The following is a 23,219-nucleotide window of genomic DNA, read 5'->3' on the forward strand; positions in this document are numbered from 1 at the left end:
CCGGTGCGGGTCACGACTACGGGGGTACGACCTCTCGAGGACGCGCCTCGGAGCGTCGTGGCTAGGAGATCTTGCGCGAGCGTTCGCCGCGACGCACGGCGAGTTCATCGAGCGGATCGGCCGGCTGCGTATCGATCTCGACGAGGGTCGATTCGACCTCTCGCAGTACTTTGCCGACGGCGATGCCGAAGACACCCTGTCCGCGGTTGACGAGGTCGATGACCTCATCGTCTGAGGTGCAGAGGTAGACGCTGGCTCCGTCGCTCATGAGCGTCGTCTGCGCGAGGTCGTCGATGCCCGATTCCCTGAGCTGGGTGACCGCCGTGCGGATCTGCTGCAGCGAGATGCCGGTGTCGAGGAGTCGCTTGACGAGCTTCAAGACGAGGATGTCGCGGAAGCCGTAGAGCCGCTGCGAGCCGGACCCCGCGGCACCACGCACGGTCGGCTCCACGAGCTGGGTTCGCGCCCAATAGTCGAGTTGACGGTAACTGATGCCGGCAGCTCTCGCTGCCACGGCGCCGCGGTATCCTGCGGCATCGTCACGATCGGGCATGCCATCGGTGAACAGCAACCCGAGGTCGTAGCGCGAGCGTGGAGTCCGGTCGAGCTCACTCATCCGATTCGCCCCTCACTCTCGCGTCGGCACCCCGTCGACGCGAGTTCCACGCTACCGAGCGTGCGGGACTCTGTCGAACACATCGGGCCGAACGTCACGGCGTGTCGCGAGATCATCTCGAGAGCCGGCCGAGGGTCGCGCGCACGACACTCGCATGCACGGCCTCGAGGTGGCCCGCGAGCTCGATGCCACGTTCTGCGGCACGTGCCTTGTCGGCGGCATCCGCTCGACGCGACGGCGCGATCGCCCGCTCGATGAGCCCGGCCTCGCGCTCGGCAGCCGCGCGCACCCCACGGAGGTGCCGCGGCTCGATGCCGACGCCTCTGAGGGCCACGAGCGACCGCAGCACGCCGAGCGCCTCGTCGCCGTAGTACTCCGCCGCGGGCAGCAGCGAGGCCGAGACGGCGTCGTCGAGCAGCGAAGCCGTCGCGCCCGTCTGGGCGAGCAGCTCGTCGCGCCGGAAACGCTTGGCGCCCGCGAGGAACGCAGCGGCGCTCGTGGCGCCCGGAAGTGCGGGAGTCTCGCCGGCGTCGATCGCCTCGAGGTGGGTGCGGATGACCTTCAGTGGCAGGTAGTGGTCGCGCTGCATCGAGAGCACGACCGTGATGCGCTCGACATCGCTCGTGGAGAATTTGCGATAGCCGGCGGCCGTGCGCGCCGGTGAAACGAGGCGTTGCTCTTCGAGGAATCGCAGCTTCGACGGCGTCAGGTCGGGGAACTCGGGCTGAAGCCGTGCGAGCACCTGACCGATGCCCAGAAGTGGCGCCTGGCCGCTTGCGCGCGTCGACGCAGCGGGAGCCGTCACTAGTCGCTCGCCACCGGAGCCAGGTCGCGGCGCGAGGCGTAGAAGGTGAGACGGAACTTGCCGATCTGCACTTCTGCGCCATCGCTGAGCAGGGCGGTCTCGATGCGCACGCCGTCGTAGTACGTGCCGTTGAGCGAACTGAGGTCGCGCACTTCGAAGGCCGAACGGTGCCGCACGAACTCGGCGTGCTTTCGCGAGACGGTCACGTCGTCGAGGAAGATGTCGGCGTCGGGATGACGACCGACGACCGTGACATCGGTGTCGAGCAGGAACCGGGCACCGCTGTTCGGCCCGCGGCGCACGATGAGCAGGGCCGAGCCCGATGGCAGGGCAGCGATCGCCTCCTGCTCCTCTGCCGTGATGTCAGCGTCGAGAGCGCTCAGCTGAGCCGCCGTCTCGCGGCTGAAGCCGATGGTCGTATCGGTCGCACCGTCGCCGGAGACCGGCGTCGACGTAGTCGTCGACGGCTCGCCCCCGGTCTCGTTCGTACCGCCGGCCTGAGTGATGTCGGAATCCGCCACACTAACCTCCCTGTTCCAGCGTATCGGATCGAGACTCGTCCGCCACCCGCGGTATGCGGATGACTCGCACGGTCTCGATCGCGTAGATGATGCCCGCCCACCAGTAGAGGAACGCCCCCCACAGAGTGATCGCCCAGCCCACCGGCTGACTGATGTCGGCGACGACCGGGAAGGCGAGTCCGAGCATGATCACCGGAAGGCCGAAGAACAACGCGAAGGTGGCGACCTTGCCGAGCTGGTGCACCGGGAGCGGCCCGTACCCGTGGTTCGCGAGCACGATGCCGAGCGCGAGCAGGAACACATCGCGGGCGACGATGACGACGACGATCCACCACGGCACGAGTCCTTGGGCGGCCAGGCCGAGAAGGGCGGCGAAGATGTAGAGCCGGTCGGCGGCGGGGTCGAGCAGTTGCCCGAGGCGGGTCACCTGCCCGAGTCGCCGCGCCAGGTACCCGTCGAGCAGGTCGCTCGCGCTCGCGACGATGAGCACGACGAGCGACACGACGTAGTCGCCGCGAACGATGAAGACGAGGAAGACGGGCACGAGGGCGAGTCGGAGCATGCTGAGGATGTTCGGGATCGTCCAGATCTCCGAACCGACCTCCCCCGAGCGCTCCCCAGCCACATCTCGATCCTATCGATCCCTAGAATGCCGCCATGGGTCCTCTCCTCGTGTGTCTCGTCATCGGCGCCACGATCACGCTCGCGACGTGGCTCGCCTCCGTCGCCACGCGCGAATACTCCTGGGTCGATCGCATCTGGTCGATCGCGCCGATCGTCTACGTGTGGGTGTTCGCGGCCGCGAGCGGCTTCGACGCCCGGCTCGTGCTGATGTCGGTGCTCGTGAGCGCATGGGGCATCCGTCTCACGCTCAACTTCGCACGCAAGGGCGGGTACCGCCCGGGCGGCGAGGACTACCGCTGGTCGGTGCTGCGCGGCCGGATGTCGCGCGCGCAGTTCGCCGTCTTCAACCTGCTCTTCATCTCGATCTACCAGAACGCGGTCATCCTGCTCTTCTGCCTGCCCGCCTACACCGTCTTCGAGGCAGGTGCATCGTCGCTCGGCACGGCTGATGTCGTGCTGTCGATCATCTTCGTGGCGCTGCTCGCCGGCGAGACCCTCGCCGACGAGCAGCAGTGGGCCTTCCACCGCTGGAAGGCCGCAGAGCGGGCAGCCGGGCGAACGCCGCAGCCGGGATTCCTGCAGTCCGGACTCTTCCGCTACTCACGGCACCCCAACTTCTTCTTCGAGCAGGCGCAGTGGTGGGTCTTCTACGGATTCGCCGTTGCGGCGACCGGCGTGTGGCTGCACTGGAGCGTCTCCGGCGCGGTGCTGCTGACGACGCTCTTCGTCGGATCGACGATCTTCACGGAGTCGATCTCACGATCGAAGTACCCCGACTACGACGCGTACCGGGCGCGCACGTCGCCGATCGTGCCGTGGATCCCGCGGGCGCGATCATCGCGCGCCGACGAGCGGGTCGCCTGAGTTCTTCGACGCGGGCGCGAGTGCTCAGAGTCGCGCAGCGAGCGACGGCCAGGCCTCCGCGAAACGCGGATGCAATGAGAGCGAGTCGACCCGGCCGACCGCGATCCAGCGCAGCTCGATGCTCTCGGGGTCGCTGACGACGGGCTCGAAGCGCTCCCTCGCATCGACCACGACCGTGGTGTAGGACCAGTACCCGAGGTCGAGCACGGTACTGAACCGCACGTCGAGCAGCGTCGCCGGCACGCCGGCTTCCTCGCCCGCCTCGCGCACGGCCGCCTCGACGGCGGTCTCATGCTCATGACGCGCTCCGCCGGGCACTCCCCACGTGCCGCCGAAATGACTCCAGAGCGCCCGATGCTGCAGCAGGACCTCTGCGTCGGGGCTCACCACGAGCAGGCCGGCTGCGCCGTACCGTCCCCAGTAGCGAGCGCCATCGGGCCCCTCCACCCATTCGTCGCCACTCGCTCCGCTCATGTCTCCAGCATGCCGCACGCCCCGCCGACCGAACCTCCGCACGTAGGCTGGGGACATGAACGGCGAATCCCCGGTGCGCGTCGACGCCTGGCTGTGGGCGGTGCGCCAGTTCAAGACGAGATCGGCCGCGACCACGGCGTGTCGGGCCGGGCACATCCGCGTCAACGGAGAGCGGGCCAAGGCTGCTCAGGCCGTGCGACCGGGCGACGAGGTGCGGGTGCGCATCGACGGGTTCGACCGAACCCTCATCGTGCGGCAGACGCTCGTGAAGCGCGTGTCGGCGACACTGGCGGCTGCAGCCGTCGAGGACCGCACACCGCCCCCGCCGCCGCGCGAGACCGTCGCGACGGTGGCATCCCGCGATCGCGGAGCCGGCCGGCCGACGAAGCGCGAGCGGCGTGACCTCGAGCGACTGCGCGGTCGCTGAGCCGAGCGGCGTACCCTGATCGACGTGCACAAGGAACTGAGCCACGAACCGGACGCGCGTCGATACGTGCTGCGCGTCGACGGCGAGATCGCGAGCGTACTCGACTACCGGGAACTCGGCGACGCAGTCGCGTTCACCCGCACGTTCACGAATCCGCCGTACCGCGGCAGCGGCCTCGCAGGCGAGCTCGTCGAGTTCGCGGCCGACGACGTCGGGGCGAACTCGACCCGGCGAATCGTGCCGAGCTGCTGGTACGTCGGCGAGTGGTTCGATCGTCATCCCGATCGAGCCGGGCTGCTCGACCCGCGCGCCGTGTGAACGGTGCGCTACCCGCGCGGTGGGTGTTCGACGGTCGCGGCTTGCAAGCCGCCGTCGTTGCCGACGCCCTGACGGGTGGTCGGCAACGACGCCGGTTCAGCGCTTGCGGTGCGTTGCCTCGGTCACGGCATCGGAATTGGCGCGGCCGTCGACCTTGGCCTTCTTGTCGGCGCGCTTCTCTTTGAGGGTCTTGCTCGCTGCCGTCTTGGAGGACGACTTCTTCGGCGACTTGTCTGACATGGATTCGCCCTTTGATCGGAGGCCTGGACGGCCCCGTGCCGCAACCCTACGCGAGGCCGCTGCTCGTCAGTACCAATTCATCGACTGCGAGTGCGACCAAGCGCTGCACGGCGTGCCGTAGCCGCGGGCGATGTAGTCGAGGCCCCAGGCGATCTGGGTCGCAGCATTGCTCTGCCAGTCGGCGCCGGCCGTGGCCATCTTGCTTCCGGGCAGGGACTGCGGAATGCCGGTGGCGCCGCTCGATGCGTTGTAGGCGGTGTACGACCAGCCCGACTCCTTCTGCCAGAGCTGATTCAGGCACTGGAACTGCGAATCGTTCCAGCCGTACTTCGAAGCGGCGAGGGCACGGGCGGTCGCGCGGGCGCCATCGGGAGTGTTGGCCTGCGCGAGTGCCGCCGCGGCAGCAGCCTGCTGCTCGGCCTGCAGGCGGTCGAACTCGGCCGCGGCCGCTGCCGTCTTCTCCGTCTCGGTGCGCGTCTGCTTCGCGAGGTCGACGATGGAGTCGAGCGGGAGCCGCTCGTACTCTCCGAGCGAGGCGACGGATGCCGCGAGCCCGCTGGCATCGACCTTTCCGTCGGCAGCAGCCAATGCGGCGTTGGCCGCCACGATGGTGTCCTGCGCGCTGTCTCGGGTGCGTGCTTCGGCGATGGCGCTGTACGCCCCGAGCTGCTCGGCGCGCACGCCGCTCGACTCGGTGAGCGAGGCCGTGGCGTCGATGCTCGCCTGCGTGGCGAGCGCGGCCTGCACGGTGAACCCGGTTCCGACGAGGAGGCCGGTGGCGACGAGGGCGCCGGCGACGACGAGCCGCTTTCGGCCGGTGCGGCGGAGGCGGGTGCTGCGGCGCGAGCGTTCGGATACGGGGATCGTTTCGGAGGCGATTTCGGGCGTGGGGGAAGTTTCGTTGCGCATAGGTACCGGGTGCTCGATCAGGTTTCTGTTTGGGGGACGGCCCCCGAGCGAGGGCACAAGTCAGCCACTCTGCCCCGAGTTTCTGAACAGTTCCTCAGTTCTTCCTGTGCAGATCATGATGGTCGCGGCGGCAAACCGCATACTTGAGCGGTGCCGACCATCGTTCATTCCCCCGTCCCGGGCCCCGGCGGCCCCTGCCCGTGCGGGAGCGGCGACGTCTTCACGGAATGCTGCGGCCGCTTCCTGAGCGGCGCTGCGGATGCTCCGACGGCGGTGCAGCTCATGCGCTCGCGCTACACGGCCTTCGCGCTCGGAGACGCCGGGCATCTCCGGTCGACGTGGCATCCCGACACGCTCCCAGACGAGCTCGATCTCGACCCAGATGTCGACTGGTACCGCCTCGAGGTCGTCGGCACCGCGCAGGGCGGCCCCTTCGATCGCGCCGGCGAGGTCGAGTTCAGGGCGTTCTACGGCTCGGGTGGCGAACGGGGTGAGTTGCACGAACGAAGCCGGTTCCGGCGCGAGGGGCGTCGCTGGCTCTACGTCGACGGCGACGTCGACGCCTGACACCTCGAACCGGCCCGACCGCGTTCAGTCGCGTTCGGCGTCGGTTGCGAAGCCGCCCAGCAGCGCTCGCTCCTCGGAATCCTCGAGCTCCTCGAACACGGTGATCTGCATGCCGGCCGGTGCATCGAGGCGGGCGTTGAGCGACCGCCACGGCGTCTCGACCGGCTCGGCGACGATCGCGGCGCCGGCCTCGGCGAGTCGGCGTGTGGTTCCGGCGGCGTCGGTGACCTCGAACGCGAGGCGGATGCGCTGGCTCGGCGAGCCCCCAGCCTCGAGCTCGTCGATCACGCGCTTGTGCGTGGGATTGGCGATCTCGATCGTCGCGCGCCCGGCGTCGAGGATGGAGACCCGGTCGTCGCCGCCCTCGGCGTAGGCGATGAGTTCGGGCATGCCGAGCTCGTCGCGATAGAACGCGACGGCCCGATCGAAGTCCTCCGCCTCGATCACGACACGCAGTTGCAGGACAGGTGGGCGCGCGGCATCCGTCATGCCTGCATCATTCCAGATCGAGCGGAACGCGGTCTCATGCAGGACCGGGAGCCGGGTACGGACGCTCGCGGAGCACTCCTGCGAGATGCACGGCGTTCGCGACGAGGGTTGCGTTCGCCTGGGCGACCGGTTCGGGAGTGGCGTCGAGGTCTTTGTAGTCGACCTTCTCCATCGCGCGGCCGTTCCAGTACGTGCCGCCCTGGGCGGGCAGCGTGAACCCGACGTCGTTGAGTGCCTGGTGCAGGTCGGCGGTGATCTTGTGCGCGCCGTCTTCGTTGCCGAGCACCGCCGTGGCCGCCACGTGCCCGAAGAGGATCGGGCGCCCCTCGTCGTCGGTCGCGGAGAGCTCTGCGTCGAGTCGCTCGAGCACGCGCTGCGCGACGCTCGACATGTGCCCCAGCCAGGTCGGCGTGGCGATGACGAGGATGTCGCTGTCGAGGATGCGCGTGCGCAGCGACGGCCACTGGTCGCCACCGCCCATGTCGGACTTCACTCCCGGCGCGATGTCGAGATCGACGACGCGCACCACATCGCCCACTGCGCCAAGCGACGTGAACCCGTCGAGCAGTTGCTGCGCGATCAACTGGCAACTCGATTCCTCGGGCGATGGCTTCAGCGTGCAGTTCAGGATGAGTACCCGCTGTTCGGTGATGCGCATGCCGTCCTCTCCCGGCGCGTCGATCGCGCCCACCTCCTTGGTACGCGTGCCCGCCGCGATCGTGAAGGGGTTGACAGTGTCGGCAGCGCCCGTCGATCAGGCCTCGTCGCGGGAGACCGGCCAGCACCGGGTGGTCACGCCGATCGAGTCCCACACGTTGATGGTGACGATGAGCGCGACGAGCGCTGCTGCGCGTTCCTCGCCGAAGATCGCCACGACGGCGGCGAGATCGGCTTCGGGCACATGCGTCTCCGAGAGGCGCGTGATCGACTCGGTGAGGTGGAGGGCCGCCCGTTCTGCGGTGGTGAACAGCCCGGAGTCCCGCCACACGGCCACGGCGTGCAGTCGCTGCTCGCCGACGCCCGCGGAGCGCGCGTCCTTCGAATGGAGGTCGACGCAATACACGCAGCCGTTGATCTGGGAGGCGCGCAGACGCACCATCTCTCGGAGCCCGGCGTCGAATCCGACGCGATCGAGCTCGGCGGTCGCTGCGTGGTCGAGCGAGGCGACGGCGCGGGAGAACCGCGGAACGATCGCGTCGAAATCGAGGCGCACGGGAATGTCGACGAGGGCATCGGTGATGGTCATGATGTCGACGCTAGACGTCGATCGGCCCACTGGTACAGTCCAATTCCATGCCGAACACTTGGGCCATTGGCGGCCTCGATCTGCACCTCGAACTCGATTCGCGCCGAAAGTCGGCCTCACTCGAAGACGCCCTGCGCGCCGCCGCACGCGATGGGCGTCTCGAGGCCGGCACTCGACTGCCGGCGAGCCGTTCGCTCGCCGCCGATCTCGGCATTGCCCGCAACGTCGTGGCCCAGGCATACACGCGGTTGGCGGCCGAAGGCTGGCTCGAGTCGCGAGTGGGTGCCGGTACGTGGGTCGCCGAGCGCTCCACCGCCGCCACTGCCGCGAGCGCTCCCCCTCGTGACGGCGCACCGCTCGCCCTGGACCTTCGCGGGGGCATCCCGGATGCCTCGGCCTTCCCGCGGCGCGGATGGGCGACGGCCGCCCGGCGCGCGGCACTGGATGCACCCGCGTCAGCCCTCGGGTACGGTCCGGCGCGGGGCTCGATGGCGCTCCGCGCCACACTCGCCGAGTATCTCGCCCGCACCCGTGGCGTGTGGGCGAACGGCGACCGGATCGCCGTGACGCACGGATTCGGCGCTGCGCTCGGCACGATCGCTCGTGTGCTCGCCGAGCGGGGAGCGCGTCGCATCGCGGTCGAGGAGTACGGGCACGAATCGCATCGGGCCATCCTCCGCGCCGCCGGCCTGGAGGTGATCCCGCTGCGGGTCGACGGTGAAGGAGCGGTCGTCGCCGCGCTCGAGACGCTCCCCGTCGACGCCGTACTCCTGACGCCGGCGCATCAGTTCCCGACCGGCGTGGCACCCGCTCCCTCACGGCGACTCGATGCGGTCGCGTGGGCGGAGCGCGCCGGCGCCTTCGTCATCGAAGACGACTACGACGGCGAGTTCCGCTACGACCGGCTGGCGATCGGCGCCCTGCAGTCACTCGCCCCGGAACGCGTCGTCTATCTCGGCACCGCATCGAAGAGCCTCGCGCCGGCGGTGGGTCTCGGCTGGGCGGTCGTGCCCGAGCGCCTCGTGGCGGGGTTCGACGAGCAGCTCGCCGCGACAGCCGGCCTCGCCGACGGCCTGAACCAGGCGACGCTCGACGTGTTCATGCGGGCCCACGACTACGACCGCACCGTGCGCCGGCGACGCGCCGAGTACCGTTCGCGTCGCGAGCGACTCGAGATCGCCGTCGCCGCCGGCCTCGAAGGGTGCCGCGTCAGCGGCATGCGCGCCGGACTGCATTGCCTCGTCGAACTGCCGGCCGATGCGGAGGAGCACCGCATCGCTGCGGCCGGTGCACGGCTCGGCGTCCGCCTCAGCGGTCTCGGCTCGTACCGTCTCGGAGAGACGGGACCGAAGCGGGCACCTGCGATCGTGATCGGCTACGGAGCTCCGCCGCCGCACCGATTCGAGACCGCGCTCGATCGTGCGATCGCCGCCATCCGCGCAGGGCTCGATCGCGGATCGAACGAGGGCCGGCCTGCAGCGGCCCGGTGAGGCCACCGCACGGGATCAGCGAGAATCAGGCCTCGTCGAGCGCGAGATAGGCGCGCTCGACCGCGCCGACCAGCCCGTCGACCGGAATCGACCAGTCAGCGTGCGCGGCGAGCGCCTCTGCGGCCGTGAGGCCTGCGTCGTGCGCTGAGCGGAATCGGTCGGCGATGACTCGGAGCCCGGCTGCCTGACGGTCGACGAACGATCGGTCGACGACGCGGCCATGACCGGGGACGACGCGGTCGCTCGGCTGCATCTCGTCGGCGAGGGCGTCGAGCACGCCCGGCCAGCCGAGCGGAAAGCTGCCGGAGCCGTACATGACCGGGCCCGACTCCTCGATCAGGTCGCCCAGCAGCCACACCCGTTCGTCGGGCACGAACAGCACGAGATCGGTGTCGGTGTGCGCCGGCGGCTGCGGGCGGAGTTCGACGATGCGGTCGCCGAGGTCGAGTTCGACCCTGCGGTCGATCGGATGCGTCGGCGGGGTGAGTTCGACATCGTGCCACTGCCGGTCGGGCTCGCGCGCGGGGTCGGCTCGCCACGCGGCCAGGCGGGGCTCCTCGAACTCGGCGAAATGCGCGGCGATGCGGGCATGCCCGTAGATCGCGGCATCCGTCGTCGAGCCCGGACCGAACACCTGGTTGCCGAAGGTGTGATCGAAGTGCGCGTGCGTGTTGACGACCCAACGCACGGGCCGGGCGAAGCGCGCAGCGATGTCGGCGGCGAGCTGCTCGGCCTCGCTCGGCTGCGCTCGGGTGTCGACGAGGAGAAGCCCGTCGCCGCCCTCGATGGCGACGACCGAGATGTCGAACGGATCGTACCTGCGCTGGTGGATGCCCGGCGCCACGGTGAGCCAATCTGCCATCCTCCGAGACTAGCGATGCGCCGACGGCGAACGAGCGCGGCGATCAAAGGGAATGCAGAGCTTCACGTCGTAGCGTGGCATCCGTGACTCCGCTCGACGGTACCCCGCCCACCCGGCACGGCACTCCGCCCATGCTCACGGCGCGTGCACAACGCACGCTCGAGACCATCGACGGTCAGACGCTCGACGAGATGCGCGCCCTCCGCGACGAGACCGAGCGCTTCATGCTGCGCTACAAGTTCGGCATGGACGAGGTGATCACGAAGCTCTCAATCCTGCGCGAGGAGTTCAGCCAGACGCATGACTACAACCCGATCGAGCACATCTCGAGCCGATTGAAGAGCCTCGACAGCGTCATCGAGAAGATGCAGCGCAAAGGTGTCGACCCGAGCTTCGAGACCATCCGCGAGACGATCACCGACATCGCGGGCGTGCGCGTCACCTGCAGCTTCGTCTCGGATGCGTACCGCATCTTCGAGCTGCTCACGGCGCAGCGCGACATCCGCGTGCTGCGAGTGAAGGACTACATCAAGGAGCCGAAGGAGAACGGCTACCAGAGCCTGCACGTCATCGTCGAGGTGCCGGTGTTCCTCTCCACCGGCGCGCACCCGGTCGCCGTCGAGGTGCAGATCCGCACGATCGCCATGGACTTCTGGGCGAGCCTCGAGCACAAGATCTATTACAAGTACGACCGGCAGGTGCCGCAGGAACTGCTCGACGGGCTCACCGATGCCGCGCACACCGCAGCCGAGCTCGACGCCCGCATGGAGCGACTCCACCGCGAGGTGCACGGCGCTCCCCCCGCCACGGTGCTGGGCGTGCACCCCGTCGCGGGTCAGGCCGGCATCGACGTCTGAGCGGTATACCGCGCTCGCGCGGCAAGGGCGAGCGCGGCGAACACCCGGTCGCCGGCTTCGGTGACCCGGAGCGAACGATCACCCGACCGACGTACGACCCAGCCTTCGGCGAGCAGTTGCTCGAGCAGGTGCATGCCGAGGCGCCCCGCGATGTGCGGTCGGCGCTCGGTCCAATCGAGGCAGCCGCGCACTGCCGGGCGACGTGAAGCGCCGTCGAGCTCGGCGAGCCGGAATCGCACCGCGAGCGGCGTGCCGGCATCGAGAAGTCGGCCGGGCTCACCGGCGACGAGCTGGGCGAGCGCGCCGTCGGCCACGAGTGCGTCGGCGAGGTCGAGTGCGAGCCGGCCGGCGAAGTGGTCGTAGCACGATCGAGCCAGCGCCAGGCGTTCGCCGGCGGTGGCTTGCGCGTAAGAAGTGACGGTTCGGCGCGGCGCGATCTGCTGCAGCGCCTCGACGGCGTTGGCGACGTCGGGGCCCGAGAGGGCGAAGTATCGATGCCTGCCGAGCTTGCGATCGGTCACGAGCCCTCCGGCGAGCAGTTGCGAAAGGTGCGAGCTCGCGGTCGGCGGCGCGACACCGGCGATCGCCGCCAGTTCGCTCGCCGGCAGCGACCGCCCGTCGAGCAGCGCCACGAGCATCGCGGCGCGGGCGGGCTCGCCCATGAGTCGGGCGGGCTCGGCGAGGTCGGCATCTCCGTGCATGCCCCAACGATACGGCGGGCACGGTTCGCCCGACATCGAAGCATCACGGCTATAGCGTCGAGAACATGACCACGATCATGACCGAGATCACCGATCGCGCCGACGTCGAGCGCGTTCTCGCCGACCCGGCGTCCCCGGTTCCCGAGGCCGGTTCGGACGACTCCCCCATGGGCCGCTTCCGCGCCCGGGTCTCGAGATTCGTGAACGGGTCCGTGCACGAAGCACGTCGAACGCTGCTGCAGGCGATGCTCGACGAGCTCTCTCCAGCGGAGTTGGCCCGGATCGCCGCAACGCGCACCGCCGCGGTGCTGGAGGCGGCTCTCGCGACGGCAACGGCGATGGCGGCGACGGATGCGATGCCGCATCGAGTGGTCGTGGACTCGTGCGCCAGGCACGTTCCCGTCGCCACGCTCGCCGGGGCACTCGGCTTCGCCGATCCCGACGTGCTGCCGCCACTCGTTGCGACGGTGGCAGCGGTGTACCCGACCGGTGAGGCGAGCCGGGCCGCGGATGCCGCGGTGACCGAGTTGCTCGAGGCGGCCGGCGCTCACGACGACGACGGCCGCGCGCTGCTCGTGCAGTTGCTCGTGCAGGCGTACGCAGCGACCGCGGGCCTGATCGCGCGGGCGCTCGAACTCGCAGCGGGTGACGGACGCGCGCAGCCGACGCGGCGGTTGCTCGAGGCCGTGCTGCGCGACCACTCGCCTGTGCCGTTCACCCGACGAGTCGTCGGGCGGGCACGAGACGGCGGAGCGCGCGACGCAGGCGAACTCGTCACGCTCCGGCTCGACGGACCCGACCGGGGAGCTGGGCAGGGTCGTCCGGCCCGGATCCTCGCCTTCGGCGCCGGTGCTCGAGCGTGCCCGGCGCCGCATCATGCGCTCGCGATCGCCGAAGCGATCGTGGATGCCGTGCGAGACCATGACGAGCGTCGCCGATCGGTCGGCGCCGCGCCGATCGATTCCAAGGGGGCTGTGTTCGATGCTCACGCCGAATGAGTTCCGTGCCCTGCATCGGCCGGGCACGCCCTTCGTGCTGCCGAACGCGTGGGATCTCGCGTCGGCTCGTTGGCTGCACGCTGCGGGCCACCGAGCGATCGGCACGACGAGCCTCGGCATCGCCGTCGCGGCCGGAAAAGGCGACGGCGCGGGCGACATCGCGGCGGCCTCGCTCGTGCTCGCCGAGCGAGCCGCCGAACACGGCATCGCGCTCTCCGTCGACCTCGAGGCCGGCTGCTCCGACGATCCCGACGAGGTGGGCCGTCTCGCCGCCGAGCTCGCGATGATCGGCTGCGTCGGCGTCAACATCGAGGATTCGGACACCGCCGGTCGGCTCGTCGACCCCGAGCTCGCGTCCGCGAAGGTCGCGGCGATCGCAGCGGCGGCGCCCGCCCTCTATCTGAACGCCAGGGCCGACCCGTTCTGGGTCGAGGCCGGTGGCGACACCGACGACCGACGGTCTGACGCCGTCGCCCGCGCCCGCAGCTACCTGGCCGCAGGCGCGACCGGCGTCTTCGTGCCCGGCGTGCTGGCTGAGAGCATGATCAGCTCACTGGCCGCCGAGATTCCGGCGCCGCTCAACGTGCTCGTGCAGCCCGGTCTCGCGCTGCCGCGGCTCGCGCAGCTCCGGGTGGCGCGAGTGAGCACCGGATCATTGCTCTTCCGAACCGCGCTCGGCGCGGCGACGACCGCCCTCGCCTCACTCACCGGTTCGGCGGAGGACGGTTCGTCTCACGTGCCGTCGTACGCGGAACTCGCCGGGTTACCGCTCGCGCAGAGTTGAGTCAGGGTTCCTGCCGCGCACGGCTGGGCTGCACGCGCATCGGCTCGCCCGGCATCTTCGGGAAGTCGGGCGGGAACGGCAGCTCTCCGAGCCCGTCATCGAGGTCGCGCTCCCACCACTCGAGCAGGGTGTCGATGCTGCCGGGCGCGCTCTGCATGCCGTGCCACGGGTCGCCGAGGCTGCGCAGCCGCTCGGGCACGGTGCGTACGGTGTGGCTCGCTGGATCGGTCGACTCGAGCTCGTCCCACTCGAGGGGACACGACACGGAGGCCTGAGGTAGTGGACGCGGGCAGTACGCCCCCGCCATGGTTCGATCGCGATTCGCCTGGTTGTAGTCGATGAAGATGCGGTCGCCGCGTTCCTCTTTCCACCAGTTGGTGGTCACCTGATCGGGCATGCGACGCTCGAGCTCGCGGCCGAGCGCGATCACGGCGTGGCGAACATCGAGGAACTCGTGCTCCGCTTCGATCTGAGCGAACACGTGGATGCCGCGGCTGCCGGAACTCTTCACGAAGGCCGTGAGCCCGACCTCGCCGAGCAGTTGCCTGAGCGCGAGTGCCGCAGGCACCGCCTCGGCGAATCCGGTGCCGGGTTGCGGGTCGAGATCGATGCGCAGCTGATCGGGGTAGTCGGGGCGATCGGCACGCGAAGCCCATGGATGGAACACGATGGTGTTCATCTGGGCTGCCCAGACCGCTGCCGCCGGCTCATCGATGACGAGCTGCGGGTGCGTGCGCCCGCTCGGATACGTGACCGGCACCGAACGCACCCATTCGGGCGCCCCCTTCGGCGGGTTCTTCGAGAAGAAGTGCTCTCCGTCGGCGCCGCCGGGAAACCGTTGCAGCGACACCGGCCGGTCGCCGTTGGCCTCGACGAAGGGCGCTCCCACTGCGATGAAGTACTCGGCGAGCTCGAGCTTGGTGATGCCCGATTCGGGCCAGAGCACCCGCGTCGGACTGGAGATGCGCACGTCGCGATCGCCGTGCGGACCGGGAACGGTGAGAATGACAGCGTCGGCCATGGACCCGACGCTACTCCCCCGCCGCTGGCCGCGCCCGGCTGCCGCGCTGGTTCGCCTCGGCTTCAGGCGGTCTGCGCGGTCGCCTGCGTGGCGTACCGGCGCGCTGCCCGCTCCCTGGCCTTGGCTGCCTCGACCTCGCGGTTCTTCGGCGGTGCACTGCTGACGAGATCGTCGAGCAGATGCCGCGTGATGTGCGCGATCTCGGCCACTGCACGGTCGAACGCCTCGGCGTTGGCCTTGGACGGCTTCGTCGACCCGCTCACCTTGCGCACGAATTGCAGCGCGGCAGCGTGCACCTCGTCATCGGTCGTGGCGGGCTCGAAGTTGTGGAGGGTGTGAATGTTCCTGCACATGCTTCGAGCCTAACCCGCGGAAGCGAGGATGTCTCGGGCCGACCGCGTTGATCGAATGCTCTGCGTCAGCGGTGCCCGGCATCGTCGGGGCGAGCGGCGCGCGCTGCAGCCCGGGCGGCATCTCTCGCGGCGTCGGCCGCCGCGGCCTCCTCGGGCGTGGGGGCGGTGCCGCCGAGCGCGCGCGGCTGCCACCATGCGCCAGTGCCGTCGACGGGATACTCGGCCTGGAGCCGGTCGACGAGACCCTGCATCGTCGAGCGCAACCGCTCGGTCACCGATCGCGGGTCTTCATCGGGCGCCACCTCGATGGGCGCACCGAACGCGAAGCTCACGGGCACGCCGAAGCGTTCGAAGAACCTGACGCGATGGCCCTTGGTGAAGAGGCGGTGGCCGCCCCACACCGCGACCGGGATGATGGGCACGCCGGCCTCGGCGGCGAGGCGAGCGGCACCGGTCTTCAGCTCTCGTACCGTGAACGATGCGCTGACGCCGGCTTCGGGGAACACACCGAGCAGCTCGCCGCGGCGCAGTGCGTCGACGGCATTCGCATAGGCGGCGGCGCCGGCCTTCATGTCGACCGAGATGTGCTTCATGCTGCGAAGCAGCCAGCCGACCACGGGAGTGTCGAACGCACCCTGCTTGGCCATGAAGCGAATGCGACGACGGTTCGCGAGCCAGGTCGCCCATTCCACGAGCGCGAACTCGAAGTACCCGAAGTGGGTCATCGCGAGCACGGCACCACCGTTCGTCGGCACGTGCTCGATGCCCGACACCCTTCGCTTCAGTCCCCAGAACCCGAAGAGGCCACGACCGGCTGCGATCGCCGTGCTGTAGATCGGTTCACTGGGGCGTCGCGTCATCCGTTCAGCGTAGTTGTATGGTCTGGACGGGGCCTGTGGCTCCGACCAGCCAATCCTGCCCCTTCAGCGCACCGAACGGGCGTCACATCGAGGCGCGATGCAGCCCTTCGACGGGCTGCAGCCGGAACAACCGAACGACGCGACCCGAGTCGCGCTCGTAGGCCCGGTACCCCGGCCACTGCGCCTCGATGCGTGCCCACGCTGCCTCACGATCGTCATCCGGGATGAGGCTCGCGTGCACCGGCATCCGTCGGCCTCGCACGGTGATGGCGGCGTCGGGGTGCGCCAGCAGGTTGTAGGTCCAGCCGGGATGCCGGTCGCGCGCGAAGCTCGTGCCCGCGACGATCGCGCGCCCACGGCCGTCGGGGGTGTACATGAGCGCGCTCTCGCGCGGCTCGCCCGACCTCGCTCCCGTCGTGTGCAGCACGAGCGACGGCACGAGCAGTGCGCTGACCTGCACTCGGCCGCCCGAGACCCGGCTGATCAGACGCTCGACCGGAGGGAGCACCCGCGGCCCGGCCCAACGGAAGAGGCGGGTGCGGGTCAACGGAGAAACGACGGAACGAACGACATGCAGCACGGTCGGCATCTGCCCATTGTGCCGTGCCGGAACTCGGAGCGCCGGCTAACCTGCTCGGCAGGCGCGCGTCAATCCCCTTCACCGCGCGCGGGCGGGCACCTAACGTTGGCGGTGCCTGCCGCGATCCGGCGACGAGCACCTGTTGATCGGAGGGAAGATGTCCGACCCGATTGTCCCTGGCGACCCGATCGGTGGCGAGTACACCGACTCGGAGCTGCCCCTGAGCGCCGAAGTGCCGAAAGACGACGCCGAGGAGGTCGAGAACGCCACCGACGTCGACGCATCGGCGGCGGGCCGACACGTCGACGTCGACACGGTCGAGATGGAGGTCGACGAGGTCGAGATCGTCGAACCCGACGCCGTCATCCGCCCGGGACGAAAGCCCCTGTGAGCTGAGGCCCCCGGGTACGACGGGCGCTGAGCGCCGGGCGTAAGCGACTCACGCTCCTTCGCGCTCGCGCTGCACCGCCTCACGCGCGTCGGCGAGTTCAGCCGACGCATCCGCCGCGCGTCGCTCGGCATGCTGCATGCGACGAATGGCCACCGTCGGCGCGCCGTGCCGGGCGTGCACGCGATCACGCTCCTCGTCGATGCCGGTCACGATGTACGCCGCGGCGAGCAGGATCACCTGGCTCGACAGGTTCAACCAGATGAGGAGCGCGATCAGCGAACCGAACGAGGCCAGCAGCGGATTGCTCGTGGCCCCGCCGACGAAGAGACTCGACAGCACCTGCAGCACCGTCAGCCCGATGCCGCCGATGACCGCGCCGGTCCAGAGCGACCGGGCGCTCGGGCGCATGCCCGAGAGCAGCCGGAACATCACGGCGATCACGAGAGTGTCGATCGCGAAGATCACGAGAATCGAGACGGCTCGCGTGCCGGCGTCGGCGAGCGGATCATGCCTCGCGATGCCGAGCCAGTCGAAGGCGGCGTCGAGTGCCGACGTGCTGAGGAAGGTCACGGCCGCCGCTGCCGCGAGCAACGCACCGAACCCGATGGCAAGGAGCAGGTCGCGCAGCAGCAGCCACAGGAAGAATGTTCGGTCGTCGGGCTGGTCGCCGATCGCGCGGAATGCCGTACGCAGTGATCCGATGGCCCCGATGGCGGCCCCGACGAGTCCCACGAGGGCCACGACACCGGCGATGCTGAGCGTCAGCGGCTGCACGATGTCGGCGGGAGAGATCAACCCGTCGTCGCCGACGAGACCCGGAATCGCGGCGCCGACCGTCTCGACGAGCGCAGCGAGCGCGTCGGGATTGCCCGACAGCCAGATGCCCGCGACCGCGAAGCCGAGGAACACGCCGGCGAAGACCGAGAAGAGCACCCGGTAGGTCACGCTGTCGGCGAGCATCGCACCGTGGTGCTCCTGGTAGAGCAGGAACGCCCGCACGGGCTTGCGCGCCAGCGCCCATGCCGTCACCCGCTTGCCGAGACCGGCGATGCCGCCCGTCGAGCGTGCACTGTTGTGCGCCGTGCGCTCGCCATCCACCCCGTGCTCGCTCATCACGACAGGCTATCGACGACGGATGCCCCGCGCAGGAGGTTGACACGGAACGCGAAACGGCGGTGCCCCGGGCATCAGCCCGACGACACCGCCGCTCGTCATTCGCCTGGAATCAGTACCAGCCCGCGGACTCCGAGTGGTCCCACGCGCCGCACGGCGTGCCGTAGCGGCCGGCGATGTACCCGAGCCCCCAGGTGATCTGGGTGGCGGCGTTGGTCTGCCAGTCGGCGCCCGCGGAGCCCATCTTGCTGCCGGGCAGCGCCTGCGGAATGCCGTACGCACCGCTGGAGGAGTTGGAAGCATAGACGTTCCAGCCCGACTCGCGGTCCCACAGGGAGACGAGGCAGCCGAACTGGTCGTCGCCCCAGCCGTACGAGGAGGCCATGAGGTCACGGGCGATCGCCTGGGCGCCGCTGGGGTTCGAGGGCCCGCTCGGGCGCGATGTCGGGGTCGGCGCGGCTTGCTCCTCTGCGGCCTCCGCGGCTGCAGCGGCAGCTGCGGCAGCTGCGGCAGCTGCGGCCGCGGCTTGCTCGGCCGCCACGCGATCGACCTCGGCGACGGCGGCCTGCACCGGTGCGACGTGCGCCTGGGTGAGATCGGCGAGCTCGAACACTCGCTCGGGCGCCAGCAGGCGGTAGTTGCCGAGAGCGGCGACCGAGGTGGCCAGCGCCGTGGCGTCGGCCTTGCCCTGCGCAGCGGCGAGGGTGTCTGACGCGGCGACGATCGTGTCGTTCGCCTCCTTGACGGCGCGCGCCTCGAGAATGCCGGCGTGCGAGCCGAGCTGCTCGATGTCGAGGTTCGCGGCAGCCGTCAGCGCCTCGGTCGCTGCGATGCTCTCGCTTTGCGCGGCGACGGCGGACTGCACCGCGAATCCGGTGCCGACCATGGCGCCGACGACGGCGACAGCACCGGCGGCGAGGATCGGCCCGCTCCGCCAGAGTGGTCGATTTCGGCGCGGGCGCAGGCGAAGGGCTTCAGCTTCGCGACGTTCGGGCGTTGGGGTTTCAAGAGATGAGGGCTGGTTCTGCATGACTTTCACGAGGCGGAGCGCCGCAGCGCGAGCACTGGGCTTCCTTGATCGACGTTCCACGGGCGGGGGCGCCCGGGCGAAGTGGCCAGTCTGGCGAGGCCTTCTGGAAAGAACCTCAGCTTTACCTGTGAAAGTCATCCACGTCCGTTCACAGGGAATCCACAGTCTGACCGCCGAAATCACGGAACAGCCCCGCTGTCGTCGTCGTTTTCCCTGATGACGCCGCAGCCAGCGGCGCCGATCAAGGAGGAACCGTGTCAACCGAGTACCGCAAGACTCCCGAGGCCGTCGAGCGCCTCACTCCCAATCAGTACAAGGTCACGCAGGAGGACGGCACCGAGCCCGCCTTCCGCAACGAGTACTGGAACCACCACGAGCCGGGCATCTACGTCGACGTCGTCTCGGGCCAGCCCCTCTTCGCGTCGACCGACAAGTACGACAGCCGCTCGGGCTGGCCGAGCTTCACGAAGCCGATCGAGCCCGACGCGGTGACCGAGAAGACCGACCGCTCGTTGTTCATGAAGCGGGTGGAGGTGCGCTCGGCGGCCGCTGACAGCCATCTCGGCCACGTCTTCGACGACGGGCCGGCCGACGCGGGCGGCCTGCGCTACTGCATGAACTCCGCGGCCCTCCGTTTCGTTCCGCTCGCCGAGCTGGAGGATGCGGGCTACGGTCGATACCGCGCACTGTTCGAGAACCAGGAGAACGCACGATGACCACACGAACCGAGACCGCCATTCTCGCCGGCGGATGTTTCTGGGGCATGGAGGATCTGATCCGCAAGCGTCCCGGCGTGCTGAGCACTCGAGTCGGGTACACCGGTGGAGACGTTCCGAACGCGACCTACCGCAATCACGGCACGCACGCCGAAGCGATCGAGATCGTGTTCGACCCCGAGGTGGAGTCGTTCCGCGGCCTCCTCGAGTTCTTCTTCCAGATCCACGACCCGTCGACGAAGAACCGGCAGGGCAACGACATCGGCACGAGCTATCGCTCCGCGATCTTTCCGACGAGCGACGAGCAGGAGGTCATCGCGCACGAGACCATCGCCGACGTGGATGCCTCTGGCCTCTGGCCCGGCCCGGCGACGACCGAGGTCTCCCCCGCCGGCCCCTTCTGGGAGGCTGAGCCCGAGCACCAGGACTACCTCGAGAAGTATCCGAACGGCTACACCTGCCATTTCGTGCGGCCGGGCTGGAAGCTGCCGAAGCGCGACAGCGAGTCGGTCGCGTAGCCACAACGAATCGGCCCCGAGTCGACGCGACATCGAGCCCCGCCGGCCTGAAACCGGCGGGGCTCGGTGCATTGAGCGAGGGATGGACGCCAACCTGCCATGGCTATCGTTCGCGGCGGCTCACGCCGCTGAACGCACCCGGTCGTGCAGCAGTTTGGCGGCACGGCCGAGCGCCTGTTCGGCCGCCGGCTGACGCCTCGCAGGCACCGAGGACTCGCTCAGCACCGCGATCGCGAAGACGCCGCCATCCGCGTGCTCGAGCACGCCGACCTCGTGCCGGAGGTGCAGGAACGTGCCGGTCTTCGAGTGCCACGCAGCGTCATCGGACTCGAGGTCGGGAGCAAGTCGCTGACGCATCATGTTCAGGCCGAGCAGGCGACGCAACGGCGCCTTGACCGCAGAGAATCGCGTGTCGCACCAGATCGATTCGAGCAGCTGGATGAGCGCCCTCGCGGTTCCCGCGTTCGCGTTGGTCACGTCGAGCTGCGGAATCAGATGCCCTTTGCCGGCGGTGGACGCCTGGATTGCGAGAGCGAGCGCTTGCGGCATCTCGTCGGGCGCGAGCCGATCGGCCAGCGTACGATGCAGCTCGCTGATGGAATGGCGAACCGTGATGCCGGTCACGCCGAGCTCCCGAAGCATCGCAGTGACCGCCTCGGGCGGGCAGAACCTGAAGAGCGCGTCGGCGGCGGTGTCGTCGCTCGCGCACACGGCGAGGCCGAGCAGGTCTTCGACGGCGACCGTGGCCGGATGCTCGAACTGCGAGAGCCCCGTCGGTCCCGGAGTGCGCTCAGTGGCGTCGAGTTGCACCGGCGACGCCGGGTCGAGGTCTCCGTCGCCGAAACGGCGGAGCACTGCGAGCGCGAGCGGCAGCTTCACGACCGACGCGAGCGGGTACGGCTCGTCGGCCTCGATCGCGAGTCCCCGGCCCGATCTGAGGTCTTTCACGGCGACCGATGCGCGTAGCCCCGCCTCGCCGAGTACGGCTGCTGCTTGCCGCAGGACCGCCTGATCACCCTGCATGATCACCCACGAGCGTGCCGTCGTCGACCGCATGTCGGTCGACCTCCGGTGCGCCCATTCCGAGCAGTTCCGCGAGGAATGGACCGACTGCCGCGACGAACTGCTCCCCCAGGTGCGCATCTCGCGCGGCGAGCGCATAGCCGCGTCTGAGGTGCAGGTCGCCGAGGGCGCGCCAGTGAAGACCGAACTCGTGTGCCTCGCGTGGCGAGCAGAGCACGAGGTCGTCTCCGAGTGCCTCAGACATCGCGGTGATGACGGAATCGGCCACTCGCATCTGCGACGGGATGAGGCCCGCACCGTTGCGAGCACGCTCGATGCGATCGCGCACGGGCGGCACATCGTCTTCCGGTTGCAGCCAGATGCGCCGCACCGTGTCGTTCCCACGCCGCGGCCGAAGTTCGGCGAGGAAGAAGTCCCCCTCCGTGGCGGATGACGCGGCTCCCGCGATTCCCAGAAGGATCGACCACCGCGCACGGTCGGGCTCCACGGGCTCGAGTGCGAGCGAGATGCGTCCGCTCGCGAGCGCCTCGGCGCGATCCGTGGGTCGCGCGGGCATGAGCTCCACCTGCATGCGCTGCTCGCGCGCTGCAGCCCGCAGCCGCGCCGTCGCCGCCGCATCGCAGCCGTTCGGCACGCCGACCGTCAGCGGTAGCCGCGTTGCGCGAGCGCCGCGACGCGCCGGCTTGCGACCGATTGGGTGAGCCCGGCCGCGGTCGCTCCGGCCGTGAAGCTCTCGCGCTCGGCAACGGCGACGAACGCCTCGCAGGCCGAGAGCACGTCGAGCTGTCGAGGCATGCATGCGATTCTTGCATGAATGAGCACTTAATTCGCTTTGTGCGCATCGATACGCCGACGAGAGACTGCCGCCATGACGAATCGCACCTCCCGAACGCCCATCACCCGACGCTCGCTCATCGCGCTCGGCGGCCTTACCGCCGCAGGAGTCGCGAGCGCGTCGACCACCGCACCGGCCATCGCCTCCCCCTCGTTCAGCGGTCGAGGACGCATGAACGAAGCGCTCCGCGCACTGGAGCAGTCGAACGCCGTCACGATCGGGGTCACCGCGCTCGTGCATGGTTCACGGCATGCCTTCCGCTACCGCGGGAACGAGCTGTTCCCGATGTGCTCGCTGTTCAAGAGCCTGGCCGCTGCAGCGCTCGTGCAGGCCCGCGGGTACGACGAGGTGTACTGGTCCACGCCGATCCCGTTCACGATCGCCGATCGGGTCGGCGACTCGACGAAGCTGAACACCGACACGTGGCAAGCGACACCCGAGGAACTCGCCGATGCGGCGATCAGGTACAGCGACAACACCGCGGGCAACCTGCTGCTGCGGGAGCTCGGGGGCACGCAAGCGGTGACGACATTCGCCAGATCCCTCGGCGCGCAGCGAACCCGTCTCGACCGGGCGGAGCCCGAGGTCAACGAGGCGCTCCCGGGCGACGAGCGGGACACCTCGACGCCTGACGACATCGCCTTCCTCTTCGAGCTCCTCATGCTCGATCACGGCGCCGGCGCTCTGACCGGTGCACGATTGCAGGAGTGGATGCTGCGCAACACCACGTCGGGTCGGCGCATACTCGCCGGTCTGACACCGCCCTTCGAGCTCGCCGACAAGACCGGCCTCGGCGGCTACGGCGTGGTCAATGACGCCGGCATTGTGTGGCGGCCAGGCGAGGCCCCGGTAACCCTCGCGATCATGACTCGAACCGATCGCGCCGACGCACCGAACAACCAGGATGTTCTCGCCGAGGTCACTCGCATCGTCGTCGCCGAGTGATTGGGCCGAGCGCAGTGCAATGTGCTGAATCTGATGCACTTC

General features: G+C 69.5%; 33 protein-coding genes. 12 read left to right on the plus strand and 21 right to left on the minus strand.

The window, feature by feature from the left end; all coding sequences use genetic code 11:
• Positions 1–61 precede the first annotated feature (61 nt).
• The 4 genes from H521_RS0112510 to H521_RS0112525 form a co-directional block, all read right to left on the minus strand.
• A complete protein-coding gene (locus H521_RS0112510) occupies positions 62–616 on the minus strand; it encodes a MerR family transcriptional regulator (RefSeq protein ID WP_022893366.1) in 555 nt (184 codons plus the stop codon).
• A 112-nt stretch (positions 617–728) separates the two neighbouring features.
• Positions 729–1,421, minus strand: a complete 693-nt coding sequence (ftsR, locus tag H521_RS0112515; protein WP_022893367.1) for a transcriptional regulator FtsR — start codon at positions 1,419–1,421, stop codon at positions 729–731.
• Complete coding sequence (locus H521_RS23150) at positions 1,421–1,834, minus strand: FHA domain-containing protein (RefSeq protein ID WP_245560989.1); 414 nt, start codon at positions 1,832–1,834, stop codon at positions 1,421–1,423. The genes ftsR and H521_RS23150 overlap by 1 nt, the downstream gene beginning before the upstream one ends.
• Positions 1,835–1,943: 109 nt before the next feature.
• Complete coding sequence (locus tag H521_RS0112525; RefSeq protein ID WP_022893369.1) at positions 1,944–2,567, minus strand: CDP-alcohol phosphatidyltransferase family protein; 624 nt, start codon at positions 2,565–2,567, stop codon at positions 1,944–1,946.
• A gap of 32 nt (positions 2,568–2,599) precedes the next feature.
• Here H521_RS0112525 and H521_RS0112530 point away from each other — a divergent pair, with 32 nt between their 5' ends.
• The gene (locus H521_RS0112530; protein ID WP_022893370.1) at positions 2,600–3,430 is read left to right on the plus strand and encodes a DUF1295 domain-containing protein; all 831 of its coding nucleotides are present in this window, start codon (positions 2,600–2,602) and stop codon (positions 3,428–3,430) included.
• A gap of 24 nt (positions 3,431–3,454) precedes the next feature.
• Here the strand turns inward: H521_RS0112530 and H521_RS0112535 are convergent, their stop codons facing one another.
• Positions 3,455–3,904, minus strand: coding sequence for an NUDIX domain-containing protein (locus H521_RS0112535; protein WP_022893371.1), 450 nt, complete (start codon positions 3,902–3,904; stop codon positions 3,455–3,457).
• Between the two features lie 55 nt (positions 3,905–3,959).
• On the opposite strand from H521_RS0112535, the gene H521_RS0112540 reads away from it, so the two are divergent.
• The gene (locus H521_RS0112540) at positions 3,960–4,331 is read left to right on the plus strand and encodes an RNA-binding S4 domain-containing protein (protein ID WP_022893372.1); all 372 of its coding nucleotides are present in this window, start codon (positions 3,960–3,962) and stop codon (positions 4,329–4,331) included.
• A 24-nt stretch (positions 4,332–4,355) separates the two neighbouring features.
• Positions 4,356–4,649, plus strand: coding sequence for a GNAT family N-acetyltransferase (locus tag H521_RS0112545; protein ID WP_022893373.1), 294 nt, complete (start codon positions 4,356–4,358; stop codon positions 4,647–4,649).
• Between the two features lie 96 nt (positions 4,650–4,745).
• Here H521_RS0112545 and H521_RS26085 read toward each other — a convergent pair whose 3' ends face one another.
• Positions 4,746–4,889, minus strand: coding sequence for a hypothetical protein (locus H521_RS26085; protein ID WP_022893374.1), 144 nt, complete (start codon positions 4,887–4,889; stop codon positions 4,746–4,748).
• Positions 4,890–4,955: 66 nt separating this feature from the next.
• Positions 4,956–5,798 carry an aggregation-promoting factor C-terminal-like domain-containing protein gene (locus H521_RS25500; protein WP_022893375.1) on the minus strand — a complete coding sequence of 281 codons (843 nt, stop codon included), beginning with the start codon at positions 5,796–5,798 and terminating at the stop codon, positions 4,956–4,958.
• 150 nt (positions 5,799–5,948) lie between these two features.
• On the opposite strand from H521_RS25500, the gene H521_RS0112560 reads away from it, so the two are divergent.
• Positions 5,949–6,365: a YchJ family protein gene (locus tag H521_RS0112560; protein WP_022893376.1), complete on the plus strand. Its 417-nt coding sequence runs from the start codon at positions 5,949–5,951 to the stop codon at positions 6,363–6,365.
• 24 nt (positions 6,366–6,389) lie between these two features.
• Here H521_RS0112560 and H521_RS0112565 read toward each other — a convergent pair whose 3' ends face one another.
• The 3 genes from H521_RS0112565 to H521_RS0112575 form a co-directional block, all read right to left on the minus strand.
• Positions 6,390–6,854 carry a VOC family protein gene (locus H521_RS0112565; RefSeq protein ID WP_022893377.1) on the minus strand — a complete coding sequence of 155 codons (465 nt, stop codon included), beginning with the start codon at positions 6,852–6,854 and terminating at the stop codon, positions 6,390–6,392.
• Positions 6,855–6,888: 34 nt separating this feature from the next.
• Entirely contained in the window at positions 6,889–7,512 is a 624-nt protein-coding gene (locus tag H521_RS0112570) for a flavodoxin family protein (protein ID WP_040424667.1), read from the minus strand.
• Positions 7,513–7,608: 96 nt separating this feature from the next.
• A complete protein-coding gene (locus tag H521_RS0112575) occupies positions 7,609–8,100 on the minus strand; it encodes a carboxymuconolactone decarboxylase family protein (RefSeq protein WP_022893379.1) in 492 nt (163 codons plus the stop codon).
• A 47-nt stretch (positions 8,101–8,147) separates the two neighbouring features.
• Here H521_RS0112575 and pdxR point away from each other — a divergent pair, with 47 nt between their 5' ends.
• Entirely contained in the window at positions 8,148–9,590 is a 1,443-nt protein-coding gene (gene pdxR / locus H521_RS23155) for a MocR-like pyridoxine biosynthesis transcription factor PdxR (RefSeq protein ID WP_022893380.1), read from the plus strand.
• A gap of 25 nt (positions 9,591–9,615) precedes the next feature.
• Here the strand turns inward: pdxR and H521_RS23160 are convergent, their stop codons facing one another.
• Positions 9,616–10,452 (minus strand): MBL fold metallo-hydrolase, encoded by an 837-nt coding sequence (locus H521_RS23160; RefSeq protein ID WP_022893381.1) that lies wholly within the window; start codon positions 10,450–10,452, stop codon positions 9,616–9,618.
• Between the two features lie 131 nt (positions 10,453–10,583).
• Here H521_RS23160 and H521_RS23165 point away from each other — a divergent pair, with 131 nt between their 5' ends.
• Positions 10,584–11,309 (plus strand): GTP pyrophosphokinase, encoded by a 726-nt coding sequence (locus H521_RS23165; RefSeq protein WP_022893382.1) that lies wholly within the window; start codon positions 10,584–10,586, stop codon positions 11,307–11,309.
• Here H521_RS23165 and H521_RS23170 read toward each other — a convergent pair.
• The gene (locus tag H521_RS23170) at positions 11,288–12,010 is read right to left on the minus strand and encodes an ArsR/SmtB family transcription factor (protein WP_022893383.1); all 723 of its coding nucleotides are present in this window, start codon (positions 12,008–12,010) and stop codon (positions 11,288–11,290) included. The two genes, H521_RS23165 and H521_RS23170, sit on opposite strands and share 22 nt — an antisense overlap.
• Before the next feature lie 65 nt (positions 12,011–12,075).
• On the opposite strand from H521_RS23170, the gene H521_RS25855 reads away from it, so the two are divergent.
• Positions 12,076–13,008, plus strand: coding sequence for a cytochrome P450 family protein (locus H521_RS25855; RefSeq protein ID WP_022893384.1), 933 nt, complete (start codon positions 12,076–12,078; stop codon positions 13,006–13,008).
• Entirely contained in the window at positions 12,992–13,792 is an 801-nt protein-coding gene (locus H521_RS0112605) for an isocitrate lyase/PEP mutase family protein (protein ID WP_022893385.1), read from the plus strand. Before H521_RS25855 ends, H521_RS0112605 begins: the two co-directional genes overlap by 17 nt.
• A gap of 1 nt (position 13,793) precedes the next feature.
• On the opposite strand, the gene ligD is transcribed toward H521_RS0112605, so the two are convergent.
• The 4 genes from ligD to H521_RS0112625 form a co-directional block, all read right to left on the minus strand.
• On the minus strand, positions 13,794–14,813 hold the full coding sequence (gene ligD / locus H521_RS0112610) for a non-homologous end-joining DNA ligase (RefSeq protein WP_022893386.1): 1,020 nt from the start codon (positions 14,811–14,813) through the stop codon (positions 13,794–13,796).
• A gap of 62 nt (positions 14,814–14,875) precedes the next feature.
• Entirely contained in the window at positions 14,876–15,166 is a 291-nt protein-coding gene (locus H521_RS0112615) for a DUF2277 domain-containing protein (RefSeq protein WP_022893387.1), read from the minus strand.
• Between the two features lie 65 nt (positions 15,167–15,231).
• Positions 15,232–16,026, minus strand: coding sequence for a lysophospholipid acyltransferase family protein (locus H521_RS0112620; RefSeq protein ID WP_022893388.1), 795 nt, complete (start codon positions 16,024–16,026; stop codon positions 15,232–15,234).
• An 82-nt stretch (positions 16,027–16,108) separates the two neighbouring features.
• Positions 16,109–16,615, minus strand: coding sequence for a nitroreductase family deazaflavin-dependent oxidoreductase (locus H521_RS0112625; RefSeq protein WP_022893389.1), 507 nt, complete (start codon positions 16,613–16,615; stop codon positions 16,109–16,111).
• Positions 16,616–16,763: 148 nt separating this feature from the next.
• On the opposite strand from H521_RS0112625, the gene H521_RS0112630 reads away from it, so the two are divergent.
• Positions 16,764–16,997: a hypothetical protein gene (locus tag H521_RS0112630; RefSeq protein ID WP_022893390.1), complete on the plus strand. Its 234-nt coding sequence runs from the start codon at positions 16,764–16,766 to the stop codon at positions 16,995–16,997.
• A gap of 48 nt (positions 16,998–17,045) precedes the next feature.
• Here H521_RS0112630 and H521_RS0112635 read toward each other — a convergent pair whose 3' ends face one another.
• Together H521_RS0112635 and H521_RS26440 are read right to left on the minus strand one after the other, a co-directional pair.
• Positions 17,046–18,110, minus strand: a complete 1,065-nt coding sequence (locus H521_RS0112635; protein WP_022893391.1) for a YihY/virulence factor BrkB family protein — start codon at positions 18,108–18,110, stop codon at positions 17,046–17,048.
• Between the two features lie 112 nt (positions 18,111–18,222).
• Positions 18,223–19,140 carry an aggregation-promoting factor C-terminal-like domain-containing protein gene (locus H521_RS26440; protein ID WP_245560984.1) on the minus strand — a complete coding sequence of 306 codons (918 nt, stop codon included), beginning with the start codon at positions 19,138–19,140 and terminating at the stop codon, positions 18,223–18,225.
• Positions 19,141–19,394: 254 nt separating this feature from the next.
• Here H521_RS26440 and msrB point away from each other — a divergent pair, with 254 nt between their 5' ends.
• On the plus strand, positions 19,395–19,856 hold the full coding sequence (msrB, locus tag H521_RS0112645) for a peptide-methionine (R)-S-oxide reductase MsrB (RefSeq protein WP_022893393.1): 462 nt from the start codon (positions 19,395–19,397) through the stop codon (positions 19,854–19,856).
• Positions 19,853–20,374, plus strand: coding sequence for a peptide-methionine (S)-S-oxide reductase MsrA (msrA, locus tag H521_RS0112650; protein WP_022893394.1), 522 nt, complete (start codon positions 19,853–19,855; stop codon positions 20,372–20,374). Before msrB ends, msrA begins: the two co-directional genes overlap by 4 nt.
• Before the next feature lie 120 nt (positions 20,375–20,494).
• On the opposite strand, the gene H521_RS0112655 is transcribed toward msrA, so the two are convergent.
• The 3 genes from H521_RS0112655 to H521_RS25510 all read right to left on the minus strand — a co-directional run bounded on the left by H521_RS0112655 (position 20,495) and on the right by H521_RS25510 (position 22,192).
• A complete protein-coding gene (locus tag H521_RS0112655) occupies positions 20,495–21,430 on the minus strand; it encodes a serine hydrolase (protein WP_022893395.1) in 936 nt (311 codons plus the stop codon).
• A complete protein-coding gene (locus H521_RS23180; protein WP_156891414.1) occupies positions 21,387–21,953 on the minus strand; it encodes a hypothetical protein in 567 nt (188 codons plus the stop codon). The genes H521_RS0112655 and H521_RS23180 overlap by 44 nt, the downstream gene beginning before the upstream one ends.
• A gap of 86 nt (positions 21,954–22,039) precedes the next feature.
• Positions 22,040–22,192, minus strand: a complete 153-nt coding sequence (locus H521_RS25510) for a helix-turn-helix domain-containing protein (protein ID WP_084512332.1) — start codon at positions 22,190–22,192, stop codon at positions 22,040–22,042.
• 211 nt (positions 22,193–22,403) lie between these two features.
• On the opposite strand from H521_RS25510, the gene bla reads away from it, so the two are divergent.
• Positions 22,404–23,177, plus strand: a complete 774-nt coding sequence (bla, locus tag H521_RS0112665; RefSeq protein ID WP_425393595.1) for a class A beta-lactamase — start codon at positions 22,404–22,406, stop codon at positions 23,175–23,177.
• Positions 23,178–23,219: the final 42 nt, after the last annotated feature.

The organism is Agromyces subbeticus DSM 16689 (genome assembly GCF_000421565.1).
Classification (GTDB): domain Bacteria; phylum Actinomycetota; class Actinomycetes; order Actinomycetales; family Microbacteriaceae; genus Agromyces; species Agromyces subbeticus.

Excerpts from the sequence above, each read along its gene's own strand:
- H521_RS26085 (WP_022893374.1), bottom strand. The coding sequence starts at position 4,889 with ATGTCAGACAAGTCGCCGAAGAAGTCGTCCTCCAAGACGGCAGCGAGC.
- H521_RS25510 (WP_084512332.1), bottom strand. The coding sequence starts at position 22,192 with ATGCCTCGACAGCTCGACGTGCTCTCGGCCTGCGAGGCGTTCGTCGCC.
- H521_RS23170 (WP_022893383.1), bottom strand. The coding sequence starts at position 12,010 with ATGCACGGAGATGCCGACCTCGCCGAGCCCGCCCGACTCATGGGCGAG.
- H521_RS26440 (WP_245560984.1), bottom strand. The coding sequence starts at position 19,140 with ATGCAGAACCAGCCCTCATCTCTTGAAACCCCAACGCCCGAACGTCGC.
- msrA (WP_022893394.1), top strand. The coding sequence starts at position 19,853 with ATGACCACACGAACCGAGACCGCCATTCTCGCCGGCGGATGTTTCTGG.
- bla (WP_425393595.1), top strand. The coding sequence starts at position 22,404 with ATGAACGAAGCGCTCCGCGCACTGGAGCAGTCGAACGCCGTCACGATC.
- H521_RS25500 (WP_022893375.1), bottom strand. The coding sequence starts at position 5,798 with ATGCGCAACGAAACTTCCCCCACGCCCGAAATCGCCTCCGAAACGATC.
- H521_RS0112635 (WP_022893391.1), bottom strand. The coding sequence starts at position 18,110 with ATGAGCGAGCACGGGGTGGATGGCGAGCGCACGGCGCACAACAGTGCA.
- H521_RS25855 (WP_022893384.1), top strand. The coding sequence starts at position 12,076 with ATGACCACGATCATGACCGAGATCACCGATCGCGCCGACGTCGAGCGC.
- H521_RS0112605 (WP_022893385.1), top strand. The coding sequence starts at position 12,992 with ATGCTCACGCCGAATGAGTTCCGTGCCCTGCATCGGCCGGGCACGCCC.
- H521_RS0112655 (WP_022893395.1), bottom strand. The coding sequence starts at position 21,430 with ATGCGGTCGACGACGGCACGCTCGTGGGTGATCATGCAGGGTGATCAG.
- H521_RS0112565 (WP_022893377.1), bottom strand. The coding sequence starts at position 6,854 with ATGACGGATGCCGCGCGCCCACCTGTCCTGCAACTGCGTGTCGTGATC.
- H521_RS0112625 (WP_022893389.1), bottom strand. The coding sequence starts at position 16,615 with ATGCCGACCGTGCTGCATGTCGTTCGTTCCGTCGTTTCTCCGTTGACC.
- ligD (WP_022893386.1), bottom strand. The coding sequence starts at position 14,813 with ATGGCCGACGCTGTCATTCTCACCGTTCCCGGTCCGCACGGCGATCGC.
- pdxR (WP_022893380.1), top strand. The coding sequence starts at position 8,148 with ATGCCGAACACTTGGGCCATTGGCGGCCTCGATCTGCACCTCGAACTC.
- H521_RS23160 (WP_022893381.1), bottom strand. The coding sequence starts at position 10,452 with ATGGCAGATTGGCTCACCGTGGCGCCGGGCATCCACCAGCGCAGGTAC.
- H521_RS0112535 (WP_022893371.1), bottom strand. The coding sequence starts at position 3,904 with ATGAGCGGAGCGAGTGGCGACGAATGGGTGGAGGGGCCCGATGGCGCT.
- H521_RS0112510 (WP_022893366.1), bottom strand. The coding sequence starts at position 616 with ATGAGTGAGCTCGACCGGACTCCACGCTCGCGCTACGACCTCGGGTTG.
- H521_RS23165 (WP_022893382.1), top strand. The coding sequence starts at position 10,584 with ATGCTCACGGCGCGTGCACAACGCACGCTCGAGACCATCGACGGTCAG.
- H521_RS0112530 (WP_022893370.1), top strand. The coding sequence starts at position 2,600 with ATGGGTCCTCTCCTCGTGTGTCTCGTCATCGGCGCCACGATCACGCTC.
- H521_RS0112615 (WP_022893387.1), bottom strand. The coding sequence starts at position 15,166 with ATGTGCAGGAACATTCACACCCTCCACAACTTCGAGCCCGCCACGACC.
- H521_RS0112540 (WP_022893372.1), top strand. The coding sequence starts at position 3,960 with ATGAACGGCGAATCCCCGGTGCGCGTCGACGCCTGGCTGTGGGCGGTG.
- H521_RS0112620 (WP_022893388.1), bottom strand. The coding sequence starts at position 16,026 with ATGACGCGACGCCCCAGTGAACCGATCTACAGCACGGCGATCGCAGCC.
- H521_RS0112630 (WP_022893390.1), top strand. The coding sequence starts at position 16,764 with ATGTCCGACCCGATTGTCCCTGGCGACCCGATCGGTGGCGAGTACACC.
- H521_RS0112575 (WP_022893379.1), bottom strand. The coding sequence starts at position 8,100 with ATGACCATCACCGATGCCCTCGTCGACATTCCCGTGCGCCTCGATTTC.
- H521_RS23180 (WP_156891414.1), bottom strand. The coding sequence starts at position 21,953 with ATGCCCGCGCGACCCACGGATCGCGCCGAGGCGCTCGCGAGCGGACGC.
- H521_RS0112570 (WP_040424667.1), bottom strand. The coding sequence starts at position 7,512 with ATGCGCATCACCGAACAGCGGGTACTCATCCTGAACTGCACGCTGAAG.